This is a genomic window from Corynebacterium sp. KPL2825, from assembly GCF_037908445.1.
Lineage (GTDB): Bacteria > Actinomycetota > Actinomycetes > Mycobacteriales > Mycobacteriaceae > Corynebacterium > Corynebacterium kefirresidentii.
On sequence record NZ_JBBMGI010000005.1, the window covers coordinates 14,478 to 27,507 of the forward strand.

The window sequence follows — 13,030 nt, forward strand, 5'->3', positions numbered from 1 at the left end:
AGGCGTGACCCGCCACCTCGGACCGCGGAGACGCACCCCACCCCGCCATCACCCCTCGGCGGAATAAGGAAAGCTTCCTCACATTCTAGCTGTACATGGAAAATTAAGGAGCCACCATGGCTACCCCAGTCGCGTCAAGCACTGCAAAGCCCGTCGCCACCATCGTAATTGCGTCGTTGATGCTGTTTTCGATGTTCTTCGGCGCCGGCAACCTCATCTTCCCACCCATGGTGGGAGTTTCGGCCGGCACCAATTTTTGGCCCGCCGTCCTCGGCTTCCTCGCCGCCGGCGTGCTCCTTCCGGTCCTAGCCATTGTTGCCGTCTCCATTTCGGGCCGCTCCGTGCGCGACCTGAGCTCCAACGGTGGCGCGCTTTTCGGCCTCGTCTTTTCTGTAATGGCCTACCTTGCCATCGGCGCCTTCTACGCCCTGCCGCGCACCGGCGCCGTTTCCATGGAAACCGCCATCACCCCGCTGCTGGGCTGGGAGGGAACCATGGCCAATGGCATCTTCAATGTGGTCTTTTTCCTTATCGCCCTAGCACTGTCTTGGAAGCCAAATTCCATTATCGATACCTTGGGTAAGTTCCTCACCCCGGCTTTGGTGGCGTTGTTGGTTGTCCTCATCGCCTTGGCAGCTTTCAACAATCCCCGCGATCCCCAAGCACCTACTGCGGACTATACTTCTTCCCCCATGGTCACCGGCCTTTTTGAGGGCTATAACACGATGGATGCCATTGCGGGTCTGGCCTTTTCCATCGTCATTGTCGGCGCTTTGCGTTCCAAGGGTTTTAAGACCAAGAAGTCCCTGGTTAACGGCACCATTACTGCCGCTCTGGTTGCTGGCGCTTTGCTGGCCGCTATCTATCTGGGCTTGGCGTGGGTAGGCCAAACCATTCCCAATGGCCAGTCCTATGAGTCAGGAGCGCCCCTGCTTGCCGACGCCGCAAATCTCACCATGGGCACCATCGGCCAGGTCGTCTTCTCCGCCATCGTCATCCTGGCCTGCATGACCACCGCGGTGGGCCTTATCACCTCCACCTCCGCCTTCTTCGAAATGCTTGTGCCTAAGGTGAAGTACCACGTCTGGGCCTGCCTCTTTACCGCACTGTCCATTCTCTTCGCCTTCCAGGGGCTGGAGACGGTGCTGTCCATTGCAGTGCCCTTCATTACTTTCCTGTATCCACCAGCTATTTCCCTTATCTTCCTCACCCTGATCCAACCAGTGGTGAAAAAGTCCGTGGTCTTTTATTGGACCTACCGTTTGGCACTGTGGGTATCGGTGCTGTGGTCGGCCTTGTCCGTTATCGCAGATCAGGGCTGGGGAACCGACGCACTCGATCCCCTCTTGAGCTTGGCTCCTGGCCAGTCCGTAGACCTCGGCTGGATCGTCCCTACCGCCATCGCGGCAGTCATCGGCCTCGTTGTCGATATCGCCACCAAGGCAGGCGAGAAGCACGAGGCCGCCAACCCACCGGCAACAGAGCCGGCGGAGGCCGACGCCCTCGCTGAGGCTTAGTCTCTCCTTCCTACCTCCCCCTCCCACTCCACACCTCACCACGGTGCCGAGGCGGAGGGGATTTTTATGTCAACAGGCCCCTGCGGCGATGCGGTATAGCCCCGCCCGGAATAGTCAGGCGGCGCGTACCGTTGGAAGAAGAGAACTTAGACAGGATTTACCGAAAGCAAAAGGAAGGCTCTCCCCGTGACCGAACGCGCGCATCTTTCCGTCTTGGACTTCTGCACCATTTATGAGGGCGAGACCCCAGCACAATCCATCGCCCGCTCCGTGCAGTTGGCACAGGAAGCAGAAAAGCTGGGCTATTCTCGCATGTGGTACACCGAGCACCACAATATGAAGTCCATCATGTCTTCTTCTCCGGCCGTGCTCATCGCCCACATTGGTGCGAAGACCGAGCGCATTCGCTTGGGTTCCGGCGGAGTGATGCTGCCTAACCACTCCCCTTATGTCATCGCCGAGCAATTCGGCACTTTGGAGGAGATGTATCCCAAGCGCATCGACTTAGGCGTAGGCCGCGCACCCGGCACGGATATGAATACCCTGGGCCGCGCCCTGCGCCGCGACGCCCACTCTGCCGAACGCTTCCCCGAAGACGTCAAAGAGCTCAACTCCTATCTCGAGGGCAAGTCTTATATCCCGGGGGTCAGCGCCGTTCCAGGTGCCAATACCAACGTGCCGATCTATATTTTGGGCTCGTCCATGTTCGGCGCCTCGCTAGCCGCCAAGCTCGGCCTGCCTTATGCCTTTGCTTCTCACTTTGCCCCGCAGCACCTCGAGCAGGCTACCACCTACTACCGCGAGAACTTCCAGCCTTCCGAGCGCTTCAGCAAGCCCTACCTCATCGCCGGAGTCAACGTCACCGCCGCCGAGACCACCCAACAGGCGCAGGAGGAATACGAGCGCGTGTGTTTCAACCGCGTCAAGGCCTTCGCCGGCCGCGGCAAGCACCTCACCGATGAGCAGGTGGAGCAGATTATCGGCTCTTACCAGGGCCAGCAGATCCTAGACATGCTGAAGTACTCCGCCGTGGGCACCGCCGATGAGGTGGCAAACTACCTCGAGACCTTCCAGAAGCACGCTAAGGCCGATGAGCTGATGGTTTCCTTGCAGTCCAGCTCGCACGAGGAAGTCATCAAGAATATGCAACTGCTCGCACAGGGCTGGCAGCTCGATCCGGCACGCGTAGCCGGCACCCCGAGCTAGCCTTCGGCCCTTACGTGGCCTAGGTGGTCAATGGGGACCTCGGGGAACCGTTCCCGGAGTTTTCCCTCAAGCTCCCGCGGTCCCAGGTTCGCCTGCTCCGGCAATCGCACCGAATACTGCTGCGCTTCGTCCAAGGTAGAAACGCGTACCCCACGCGGAATCAGGGCCAGGAAATTTTGGCCCGGCTCGAGCGAATAGAACTGCATGCGGTCTAGCTCAGCGGCCGGATACCTAGTCCGCTGGAGTGGCAAGGAAATATCCTCGCCAATGCGCAGCAGCGCACGAGCTCGGCGCCGCGCGGAGGCTACCACCGCCAGCATCGCGCACAGCGCCCCGCCTAAGGGCATGAGCGCGGCAATGAGGTAAACGGTATGCAAGCGTGTGTCGGCCGGCTCCTGCAGCGCCGAGTAAATAAGCACTCCACCGATTAGCAGCAGCGCGACGGCGATAATGACAGCCATCGTCACTGCCTTGCCCAGGCGCGCGGTACCGCCGGCTTCGCGTACTTCAATAGTTTCGGTGCTCTCGTTCACGAAGACTTAGCCTAGCGTGCTTCCCACCCACCTAGCGCTGATAGAGCGGCGCGTGATTTTATTTAGTGCCTTTTCACTCAAATAGCGCGTAGTTTCTTAGTGACGCTGTTGCGTTAGCGCACCCTAGCAAAATGGAATAACATTGACGTGTTTCGCTCCGCTGCGAAAAGCCCCGGAGAGACTAAGGACAAAGGTTGAATGAGCCCACGCGATAAACAGCAACATAAAAAGATCGCGGACTACCTGCGAGAACAGATCCGCTCTGGCGTGCTGCAACCAGGCCATTTTCTACCTAGCGAAGCAGATTTATGCGAGAAGTTTTCTTCTTCCCGCGGACCCGTGCGCCAAGCGGTTGCGGCTTTGCGCGCCGAAGGGCTGGTTTCCTCCGGCCGCGGGCGACGCTCCACCGTTTTAGCCTCTACCCAGGCAGAGCTTTTTGAATCCATCTATTCCATCTCCAGCTGGCTCAGCGAATATGACGCGGATCCCCAACAGCACACCCTGTGGCTGGCTCGCCGCCGTGCGCCGCGGGAAATCACTCGTTTTCTGCGTGTGGACCCAGAACAAAATGTGGTCTTTGTCCACCGCGTGCGCTATACCGAGGACCACCCCATTGCCATTGAGCGCATGTATTTCCCCATGGTGGTGGGAAAGCACATCTTGGACTTCGACGCGGATGCCGGCTCTATTCATGCGCACCTGCACGAATGCGGCGTGGACTTTGATAATGTGCGCCGCGAACTCACGTTGGAGGAAGCCACGGCCGAGGATGCCGAGGCACTTGAAGTAGCCACTGGCACCCCACTGTGGCGGCTCCAGATGGAAATATCCAACCACTCCGGCGAACCGGTGGAATTGGCGGTATACCTCTATCGCGCGGACCGCATGAAGCTGGCTATGAACAACGTACGCGGGGGCGTTTCACCCCTAGAAGTTATCCCCACTCCAGGAAATTTTGCATAAGTTTCACGGCAGCTATCCCCACCGGCTACCCTGCTTCCTATGAGAAGATTTCGCGCCGGCAGGGCGCTGGGTAGCCTCGCCATGGCGGCCGCTGTCGGAACCGTATCAGCGTGCTCGGCAGGCCATACCGCGGTGGTTGATACCTCCCAAGCAGATAGCGACTCCGCTTCTGCTTCCCTTACCGTAGCCTCCACCTCGGCGGCCACTTCCCTAGATTTCACCACTACCGGTGGTGCTGCCATCCCCGCCGTACTCATGGACAATGTCTACGAAACTCTCGTGCGCATCGATGAGGATGGTTCTATCACCCCAGGGCTCGCCACCTCGTGGGAGATCAGCGACGATGCCCGCAGCTATACCTTCCATCTGCGCAAAGGTGTCACCTTTTCCAATGGCGATGCTTTTACCGCCGAGACCGCGGCCTTTTCCATTGATTACGTTCGCGAGAAATGGACCAATGGCATCTCAGCAGCCATGGATCCGGTAGAAAAAGCCACGGCCACCGATGAACACACACTAAAGGTGCGCCTGAAACAGCCGTCGAATGGCTGGCTCTGGTCCATGGGCACGGCCACCGGCGCGATGATGACGCCTAATGGCATGGATAACCTCGCCGCCCAACCGGTGGGTACCGGGCCCTTTGAGGTGTCCCGCTTTGCGCCTTCGGAATTTGTGGAGCTCAAGGTCCGCAAAAATTATTGGGGAAAGCCCGCCGCGCACGATGTCACCGTTCGCTATTTCCCAGACACCATCTCCTCGGTCAATGCCCTGCAGGCCGGCGGCGTGGATGTGGTCTGGGGTGTGCAAAACCCGGAGCTTCTCGACGACGTCAAGGACGGCATCGCTACCGAGGTCGGCACCACCAATGGTGAGGTGTTGCTATCCATGAATAATGCCCGGGCTCCCTTTGATGATCCGCGCGTGCGCCAGGCAGTCGCCTATGCCGTCGACCGCAAGGCGGCCAATGACATTTTGTGGAATGGCCTAGCCAAAGACACCGGTGGTGCACCAATCCCACCTACAGATCCATGGTTCCAAGGCAAGCGCTACTACGACTACAATCCGGATAAGGCCCGCCAGTTGCTCGAAGAGGCCGGCGCAGAAGGGGCCGAAATCACGCTGACTACACCGACGCTGCCCTATGCCCAGACCGTCGCCGAGCTGCTGTACTCGCAACTCACCGAAGTTGGCTTTAAGGTGAAGCTGGAATCCGCCGAGTTCCCAGCCGTATGGTTGGGCCAGGTCATGGGCGCCAAAGACTATCAAATGTCGCTCATCTCCCACGTAGAACCGCGCGATGTGCCAACCCTATTCGGCGATCCGGACTATTACCTCAACTACGATTCGCCGCGCACCCGCGAGCTTTTGGCCCAAGCCGACTCCGCGCCCGAGCAGGACTATCCCCAGCTCATGGCACAAGCCGTGGATCAGATCATGGCAGATGCCGGCGCGCTGACCTTGATGAATATGCCAAATATCGTGCTCACCCGCACAGGCGTGCGCGGGCTGCACCCTGATCAGGTCACGGACGCGCTGATCTTGCGCGATCTCAGCTCCGCAGTGACCACCGAAAAGGAGGCACGATGACTTCCCTTCGCCTTACTGGGCGCGCCATCGTGCGCCCGCTGCTGCGCTTTGCATTAACGCTCTTTGCCGCCTCCATCATCATCTTCGCGCTCATGCGCGCGGTGCCAGGCAACCCGGCGCGGGTGGCGCTGGGAGTGAATGCGACCGAAGAGGCCGTCGGCAAGCTCAGCTCTGAGCTGGGCCTGGATCGCCCGCTGCTCACGCAATATTGGGAGTGGATAAAAGGCCTGTTTACCGGCAGTTTTGGGCAGTCATTGTCCTCGCAACAAGATATTACGCCGCTGGTGCTGGACCGCGCCCAAGTCACGCTCATCCTGATTGGTTTGGCGATGCTGCTCGCATTGGCCGGGGCCATTCCGGTGGGAATGTGGTTGGCACTGCGCAACCGTACCCGCAGCGCGGATGTGGTTTCTGCCGGTACGCAGCTAGGCATTGCGGTGCCCAGCTTCCTTCTCGGCATCATCCTGGTGGCCATCTTTGCCGTTCACCTAGGCTGGCTGCCGGCCAATGGTTGGGTGCCGCCAAACCAGGGCGCAGGCGAGTTTATGCGCCACCTCATCTTGCCGGTTATTGCGCTGGCCGTGGTGCAAGGTGCAATGCTGACGCGCTATGTGCGCTCGGCTGTGCTCGATGTGCTGCATCAGGACTATATTCGTACCGCCCGTGCGCTGGGTCAGTCCCCGTGGCAGGCGCTGAAGCGCCACGGCCTGCGCAATGCGGCGCTGCCCGTGCTTACCGTGGCCGGCGTACAGCTAACCACGATGGTCGTGGGCGCCGTAGTAATTGAGTCCGTCTTTGTCATCCCCGGCATAGGTTCGATGCTGCTGGATGCGGTGGCGGTGCGCGATCTGACCACGGTGCAGACCTTGGTCATGCTCCTCGTCGCCTTCGCCTTGGTGGTCAATGCCCTCACGGATGTGGCCTACCGATTCATCGATCCGCGCATCACGGCAGGTGATAAATAATGAAGCTGCGTTTTTCTGGCTGGCTGGGGGCCATCCTCGTCGCCGCCACGGTGCTGGTGGCAGTGATTTCGCTGGTGTGGACGCCGTATGACCCTACTCTCGCGCACCCGGATGTGAGCCTTGCCGGCCCCAGCGCCGAGCATCTCCTTGGTACGGACCGCTTCGGTCGCGATACCGCTTCCCGGATCATGGCGGGTGCCCAGATTACGGTCTTCGTCGGCCTAGTGGCCGTGGGAATCGCCGCCGTGGTCGGCGTGCCGCTCGGCATCCTTGCTGGCATGCGCCGCGGCACATGGGCCGATGCGTTAGTGATGCGCGGTGCAGATTTGCTGCTTGCCTTCCCTGCGCTGCTTTTGGCGATTATTGCTGGCGCGGTCTGGGGGCCTTCAACACTTACGGCCATGATTGCCATCGGCATCGCCGGCATTCCCTCCTTTGCCAGGGTTGCGCGCTCGGGCACGCTGCAGGTCATCACGCAGGACTATATTTCCTCCGCGCGCATTTCCGCGGTGCCGGGCTGGAAGGTAGCGTGGCGCCATATTCTGCCCAATCTTGCCGGTCTGCTCATCGTGCAGGCCTCGGTATATTTCGCGCTTGCCATCCTGGCCGAGGCCGGCCTGTCCTATCTTGGCTTAGGCACCGCCCCACCGGCCGCCTCGTGGGGCCGGATGCTGCAAGATTCCCAGTCGCTTCTGGGCACCGCTCCTCTGCAGGCCTTCTGGCCCGGCCTGGCCATTGCGGCAACAGTGCTGGGCTTTAACCTGCTTGGCGACGCCCTCCGTGACCTCCTCGATCCCCGCCTGAAAGGATCCGCGCGATGAGCCTGCTCAAAGTAGATAACCTGGCGGTCACCGCTGCTGGGTCCACCACTGCCCTTTTGGGGCCCTTGAACTTCGAGCTCGCGGCCGGCGAAAGGCTCGGCATTATTGGTGAATCCGGCTCCGGCAAATCGCTCACTGCGCTGTCCATCATGGGGCTTTTGCCCGATGGGGTGCGCGCGAGCGGCTCCGTCACCGTGGATGGCCACGAGGTAGTCGGCACACGCGATGCCCGCATCCGCCCGTTGCGCGGGAAGACCATGGCCATGGTCTTCCAAGAACCGATGAGCGCGCTGGATCCGCTTATGCGCGTGGGCAAGCAACTGGCCCAAGCCGGGGTGCGCGATACCGCAACCGCTCTCGAAGAGGTGGACCTGGCCGCCGATATCGCCACCCGATTCCCACACCAGCTCTCCGGCGGCCAGCGCCAGCGCGTGCTCATTGCCATGGCTATGGCCGGCCATCCCGATCTGCTCATCTGCGATGAACCGACCACTGCGCTGGATGCCACCACGCAGGATGGCGTGTTGCGCGTCATCGAGCGCGTGACCAAGGCTCGCGGCATCGCGCTGATCTTCATCACCCATGACTTGGGAGTCATCCGCCGCATGTGTCCCCGCGTTGTGGTAATGCACCACGGCGCAGTGGTGGAGTCTGGCCCTACCGAGCGGATTCTTGCCCAGCCCGAGCATCCCTATACCCGCGAGCTCATCGATTCCTCCCAGCTGCCAGAGATGAGCCTTGCCCCGGCCGCAGCGGAAGATTCCCTGGTCACGCTCGAAGGGGTTAGCAAGGTGCACGGCACTCACGCCGCACTCGACGGCATCGACTTGCGCGTGCACCACGGCGAGCGCCTCGGCATTGTGGGTGGCTCCGGATCGGGAAAGACCAGCCTGCTCAAGCTCATTGCCGGACTCGACCAGCCCACAAGCGGCGAGGTCACCGTCCGTGGCCGGGTGCAGATGGTCTTCCAAGACCCGCAGGGCTCTCTCAATCCCCGGCTAAAGATCTGGAAATCCATCGCAGAGGCTATGCCGGGCAACCCAAACAAGGCCGAAAAGCGGTCCCGCGCCGCGGCCGCGCTCGAGGAGGTCGGGCTTCCGACCGATAGCCTCGACCGCTTCCCGCACGAGTTTTCAGGTGGCCAGCGCCAGCGCATTTCCATTGCCCGCGCGCTGTGTGGCGAGCCAGATATCCTGCTGGCCGATGAAGCAGTCTCGGCCCTCGATATGTCCGTGCGCGCGCAGGTTTTGGAGCTACTGGCAGAGATCATCGACAAGCGAGAGCTCACCTTACTCTTTGTCACCCACGACCTTGCGGTGGTGCGCCACCTCTGCGATAGCGTCGCCGTTCTCGACCACGGCCGGCTCATCGAGCACGGCCCTACCGAGGCCGTATGGTCCTCCCCCAGCACGGACTACACGCGTCGGCTTATCGCGGCCGCCGAGATGTAAAGCGGGTGTTGGTGGGCGTAAGGTAGTCGGGTCAGATAACTCCACTTAGAAAGGATCCTGCTGCTCCGTGGCCGCCCAGCTTGACTATCCCATCCCGCAGCGCCCTAGCACCACCCAGCTACTCACCGCATTTAATAGCGCCTCGGTGCGCTGGCCTGGTGCACTGCGCGCGGGATTGGCGATTCTCCTGCCCGGCGCCATTGCGCTGCTTACCGGCCACGACTACGCTATCCTGCTCATTTCCACCGGCGCGTTTACCGTCATCTTTGGCGAGGGACAGCCCTATCGCACCCGCCCGCGCGTCATGCTCACCGCCGGCACCGCGCTCATTACCGTCGCCGCCGTCGGCGTGTTGGTAGGCCATCTTATCTTTGCGCCCGGCCACGGCCATTGGTGGCTCCTACTCGCAGGCCTCTACTCCACGGCATTGGCCGCCGGTTGTGGCTTTGCCCAAAATGCGCTGCGCCTGCCGCCACCGGGCACCTTCTTCCTCGTCATGGTCGGCGGCGGCTCGGTCATGCTCGCCCGCACCGATGTCACCGTGGGCCAGCTGCTCTTTTGGGCGCTGACGGGCATGGTGGCCAGCTTGATCCTCGGCATGGCCCCGGCCCTTTTTGACCCGCACGGCCCTGAGCGCCGCGCCGTAGCCAGCCTGGAAACGGCCGCGTCTGCCTTCCAGGCCGGACAGGATGATTCACTCGCCCGCCACCACCAAGCACAAACCGCACTTTTTGCTGCATGGCAGGCGCTTTCCGACGCCCACATTATCCGCGGTGGCCGCATCATCGACTCCCAAGGAGCCCACCTAGTAGAGCGCACCCTTGCAGCCCAGCACACCATCGTGGCACATAACCGCGCCCTTGACCTCGGCTCCGATTCGGACCAGCTTACCGATCATGTCACCGACGTCGACCCGAATCGCACCGCTATCCCCCATACCCGGCCCACGGGCCGGTACCGGCTTTACCGCGCCGCGGTGCAGGATTCGCATGCCATGGTCACTACCCAAAAGGTGGTTCTTTCGGCGATCATTACCGTGCTCGTGGGCCTTAGCCTCGGCTTCGACCGGCCGGACTGGGGCGTGGTCTCTGCCTTCCTCATGCTGCAATGGGGACCCGACCATGTGCCGGGCACCGTCCGCGGCATCCACCGCATGCTCGGCTCTGTAGTGGGCGTGCTGCTATTTTCCATCCTTCACTACTTCGGTATTAATGGCTGGACGCTCCTGCTCACGCTGGCCGCGTGCCAATTCTGTGCCGAAATCTTCGTGGCGAAGAACTACGCCATCTGCGTTATCTTCTCCACCCCGCTCGCTCTTCTCATGGGCAACTCGGCCACCCGTCCTCTGTTGCCCACTATTCAAGCTCGCTGCGGCGAGATCCTCTTGTCCATCCTCATAGCCACCGCGGTGCTGTGGCTATGGCAGCGCAGCGCCCCAGTACGCAATCAGGCCCGCCTGCAGGTCCGTGCGATGGAGTCCATGGCTACCCTGCTCGGACTGCTCTTTGTCAATACCCCAGATTCCGTATTGTCCGCACGCCGTGACCTACAGTACGAGCTGCTTTCCGAGCGCCGCGCCATCCAATCCCTCGCCGCCGATAACCCAGAAGCCGTGCGCCAATTCTGGGCCCGCCACATCACGCTGCAGCACGCCGGCTACTTCCTTTTGGATTTTTGCACCACTCACCCGGATCGCACCGCCACCCGCGAAGAGCTCGATGCCCTCGTGCGGGAAATCCGTGCCGCCCGCACCGCCTAGACCAGGGGGTATTCCTCAATTACTTCGTAGCGCGGCCCGCCGCCGCGGCCCTCGCCTAGGTGCGATTGCATAAGGCATACCCGGTCCACGCAAAAGTCCGGTCCTCGGTACACCGATAACGCACGCACGACATCCCCCAGTACCCACGGATCACGGGTACGCCGGCCGGCACGCGCGACGGTGAGGTGGGGGCGGTGGTGATTAAAGGGGACATCGGCAAGCTGGCAATCCGCCATCAACTCCCGCACACCCCGCGCCTGGCCACCGACGCCCAACCACAGGGTGCGCTGCTCAAAACTTCCCGCTCCGCTCACATGCACATCCAACGCCGAGCGCCCAGCCACCGCGTGGGCGAGGTGCTCGCGCACAGCCGCGGCATCATTGGGCTGGTCGCCATAAAAGGCCATGGTCACATGCCAATTATCCGGATCCGTCCAGCGCAACTCGTTGGTGGTTGCCGCATGGATGGGCCTAAGCGTATGTACCATATGCTCGCGCGCGGCGGCAGAAGGCAGCAGCGCGGAAAAGACGCGAATCATGGTCTAGCTGGCATACATGTTAAGGCGCAGCTCCGCGTCTAGCACGTGTTCTTCCTCGCGTTCAAAGACGGCGAAGGCATGCAAAATATCCGCAACGGCGGTGGAATTATCATCAAACTCGGGCATGCGATAACTTCTTTCAAACCACAAAGGAGGCAGAAGAATCACGCGCGATTCTTCTGCCTCCACATAGTAGCTGACAATGATGTAATTAGCCGCCTTTGACTACCGTGACCTGCCAGCCGGCATCGCCCGCGCGATGGAAATCACGAATCTCATGGCCTTCATCGGCCGCCCACTGCGGAATCGAGTCGGTGGCCTGGGTGCAGTCAAAGTCAATGACCAGCGCCTCACCTGGCTCCAACTCAGCCATGACCTGCTTGGCCTCAATCAGCGGGAACGGGCACACCGCGCCAAGGGTATCGAGCGCATAGCACCCACCGCCCAGCGCGCGGGCTTTGTCCTTGGCCTGCGGCTTGGTCTTGAGCGCTACCGCTCCAGTTGCCGTGGCGAAGCTTGGCAGGACCTTGTCCTCGGCGGAGAGCACCGAGTTATCCACGGATTCCTCCGTGGAGTAGGTCTGCGGCTGCTGCGGCTCACTCTTGGGTTTCAGCCACAGGCGCGCGCCCGCACCTACGCCCAGGGCCATAAAGAACAGCGATACCCAGCCCTGGAAGCTAAACAGGGAGGTCTCCACCATGCCATTGCCCACGGTGCAACCGCCGGCGAGCGAAGCGCCGACACCCATCATGATGCCGCCCCAAATTGCGCGGGTCGCAGTCTGCGCATCTGGAACGCGCACGCGGAATTCACCGGCGGACTTGGCGGCGATAAAGGCGCCCACCAACAAGCCAATAACTAGCAGGGTGCCCCAGTTCATGCGCGCGGAATCGCCGGTGGCGCTCCAGCGAACGATGTCCGCCGTCGGCGTCGTGATGCCGAGGCCACCATTGCGGCCAGCATCGGCAGAGAGAACGAAGCCCACCGTGCCGATAATGCCCACTGCGATGGCCGCGATATTCATATTCAACGGCTTGGCGTACCACGGCTGGCCCAAGTCCACCTTCGGGCGCCCGGCATCCTTGGCGCGGTAGTGGCGCCACAACAGGAAGGTCACCACCCACAAAACCGCGACCAGAATCCACGGGGAGATATGCAGCGCGCCGTGAATGGTGGTCACCGGCAGACTCCACTGCTTGAACCAATCATTCGCCCCGGACAACGGACCGGATTTCATCGCCGCGGCTGACAGCCCATAAAACAGCAGCGCAATCCACGAGCCAACTAGGCCCTCGGCAGGGCGGTACCACGTGCCTGAAGCGCAGCCGCCAGACAAGATGATGCCAAGGCCAAAGATGAAGCCGCCAACGATGACGGCTACTGGTTTGAAATCAGCAATCTCCGGAGAGAGCACGTCAGCGCCGGTCAACAGGGTAAGGCCAAAAGCATGGACCGAGATCAAAATGAGCAGAGCGGTAAAACCGCGCCAGGTCTTAGTGAGGAAAATATCGCGCAGCATGCCGGTCACGCAGAAGCGCCCGCGCTGCAGCACAGCACCGAAGACGATGCCGGTGAGAAGTCCGGTAATAATCACACTGTCTCCTTGTATCGAGTCAAAGGCCTCAGACTACGCCTTCTAAGACAGATTTGTCTATAATAGATGTACAACCCGGTTCTAGGGTGGCAGAT

The 13,030-nt window shown here is 61.2% G+C and carries 12 protein-coding genes; 8 read left to right on the forward strand and 4 right to left on the reverse strand.

Annotation, left to right across the window (positions count from 1 at the left end; genetic code table 11):
* Positions 1–116: 116 nt before the first annotated feature.
* Together brnQ and WMQ00_RS05045 are read left to right on the forward strand one after the other, a co-directional pair.
* Positions 117–1,517, forward strand: coding sequence for a branched-chain amino acid transport system II carrier protein (gene brnQ / locus WMQ00_RS05040; RefSeq protein WP_200288765.1), 1,401 nt, complete (start codon positions 117–119; stop codon positions 1,515–1,517).
* Between the two features lie 186 nt (positions 1,518–1,703).
* Positions 1,704–2,723 (forward strand): LLM class flavin-dependent oxidoreductase, encoded by a 1,020-nt coding sequence (locus tag WMQ00_RS05045; protein ID WP_200288764.1) that lies wholly within the window; start codon positions 1,704–1,706, stop codon positions 2,721–2,723.
* On the opposite strand, the gene WMQ00_RS05050 is transcribed toward WMQ00_RS05045, so the two are convergent.
* A complete protein-coding gene (locus tag WMQ00_RS05050) occupies positions 2,720–3,256 on the reverse strand; it encodes a hypothetical protein (RefSeq protein WP_239207886.1) in 537 nt (178 codons plus the stop codon). The two genes, WMQ00_RS05045 and WMQ00_RS05050, sit on opposite strands and share 4 nt — an antisense overlap.
* A 198-nt stretch (positions 3,257–3,454) precedes the next feature.
* Here WMQ00_RS05050 and WMQ00_RS05055 point away from each other — a divergent pair, with 198 nt between their 5' ends.
* From WMQ00_RS05055 to WMQ00_RS05080, 6 genes are all read left to right on the forward strand, one after another.
* Positions 3,455–4,219 carry a GntR family transcriptional regulator gene (locus WMQ00_RS05055; protein ID WP_086588313.1) on the forward strand — a complete coding sequence of 255 codons (765 nt, stop codon included), beginning with the start codon at positions 3,455–3,457 and terminating at the stop codon, positions 4,217–4,219.
* Positions 4,220–4,258: 39 nt separating this feature from the next.
* Positions 4,259–5,806 carry an ABC transporter substrate-binding protein gene (locus WMQ00_RS05060; protein WP_259825563.1) on the forward strand — a complete coding sequence of 516 codons (1,548 nt, stop codon included), beginning with the start codon at positions 4,259–4,261 and terminating at the stop codon, positions 5,804–5,806.
* Positions 5,803–6,771, forward strand: a complete 969-nt coding sequence (locus tag WMQ00_RS05065) for an ABC transporter permease (RefSeq protein WP_259825564.1) — start codon at positions 5,803–5,805, stop codon at positions 6,769–6,771. Before WMQ00_RS05060 ends, WMQ00_RS05065 begins: the two co-directional genes overlap by 4 nt.
* Complete coding sequence (locus WMQ00_RS05070) at positions 6,771–7,592, forward strand: ABC transporter permease (protein WP_259825565.1); 822 nt, start codon at positions 6,771–6,773, stop codon at positions 7,590–7,592. The genes WMQ00_RS05065 and WMQ00_RS05070 overlap by 1 nt, the downstream gene beginning before the upstream one ends.
* Positions 7,589–9,043: an ATP-binding cassette domain-containing protein gene (locus tag WMQ00_RS05075; RefSeq protein WP_259825566.1), complete on the forward strand. Its 1,455-nt coding sequence runs from the start codon at positions 7,589–7,591 to the stop codon at positions 9,041–9,043. The genes WMQ00_RS05070 and WMQ00_RS05075 overlap by 4 nt, the downstream gene beginning before the upstream one ends.
* A gap of 67 nt (positions 9,044–9,110) precedes the next feature.
* Entirely contained in the window at positions 9,111–10,802 is a 1,692-nt protein-coding gene (locus WMQ00_RS05080) for an FUSC family protein (RefSeq protein ID WP_340440734.1), read from the forward strand.
* On the opposite strand, the gene thpR is transcribed toward WMQ00_RS05080, so the two are convergent.
* The 3 genes from thpR to WMQ00_RS05095 all read right to left on the reverse strand — a co-directional run bounded on the left by thpR (position 10,799) and on the right by WMQ00_RS05095 (position 12,935).
* On the reverse strand, positions 10,799–11,341 hold the full coding sequence (gene thpR, locus WMQ00_RS05085; RefSeq protein WP_284798745.1) for an RNA 2',3'-cyclic phosphodiesterase: 543 nt from the start codon (positions 11,339–11,341) through the stop codon (positions 10,799–10,801). The two genes, WMQ00_RS05080 and thpR, sit on opposite strands and share 4 nt — an antisense overlap.
* 3 nt (positions 11,342–11,344) lie before the next feature.
* Positions 11,345–11,467: a hypothetical protein gene (locus tag WMQ00_RS05090; RefSeq protein ID WP_340440735.1), complete on the reverse strand. Its 123-nt coding sequence runs from the start codon at positions 11,465–11,467 to the stop codon at positions 11,345–11,347.
* An 85-nt stretch (positions 11,468–11,552) separates the two neighbouring features.
* Positions 11,553–12,935 (reverse strand): YeeE/YedE thiosulfate transporter family protein, encoded by a 1,383-nt coding sequence (locus WMQ00_RS05095; RefSeq protein ID WP_340440736.1) that lies wholly within the window; start codon positions 12,933–12,935, stop codon positions 11,553–11,555.
* Between the last annotated feature and the right edge of the window lie 95 nt (positions 12,936–13,030).

Bases quoted from the DNA above. Each gene is read 5' to 3' on its own strand.
- brnQ (WP_200288765.1), top strand. From the start codon at position 117: ATGGCTACCCCAGTCGCGTCAAGCACTGCAAAGCCCGTCGCCACCATC.
- WMQ00_RS05055 (WP_086588313.1), top strand. From the start codon at position 3,455: ATGAGCCCACGCGATAAACAGCAACATAAAAAGATCGCGGACTACCTG.
- WMQ00_RS05060 (WP_259825563.1), top strand. From the start codon at position 4,259: ATGAGAAGATTTCGCGCCGGCAGGGCGCTGGGTAGCCTCGCCATGGCG.
- WMQ00_RS05065 (WP_259825564.1), top strand. From the start codon at position 5,803: ATGACTTCCCTTCGCCTTACTGGGCGCGCCATCGTGCGCCCGCTGCTG.
- WMQ00_RS05070 (WP_259825565.1), top strand. From the start codon at position 6,771: ATGAAGCTGCGTTTTTCTGGCTGGCTGGGGGCCATCCTCGTCGCCGCC.
- WMQ00_RS05075 (WP_259825566.1), top strand. From the start codon at position 7,589: ATGAGCCTGCTCAAAGTAGATAACCTGGCGGTCACCGCTGCTGGGTCC.
- thpR (WP_284798745.1), bottom strand. From the start codon at position 11,341: ATGATTCGCGTCTTTTCCGCGCTGCTGCCTTCTGCCGCCGCGCGCGAG.
- WMQ00_RS05090 (WP_340440735.1), bottom strand. From the start codon at position 11,467: ATGCCCGAGTTTGATGATAATTCCACCGCCGTTGCGGATATTTTGCAT.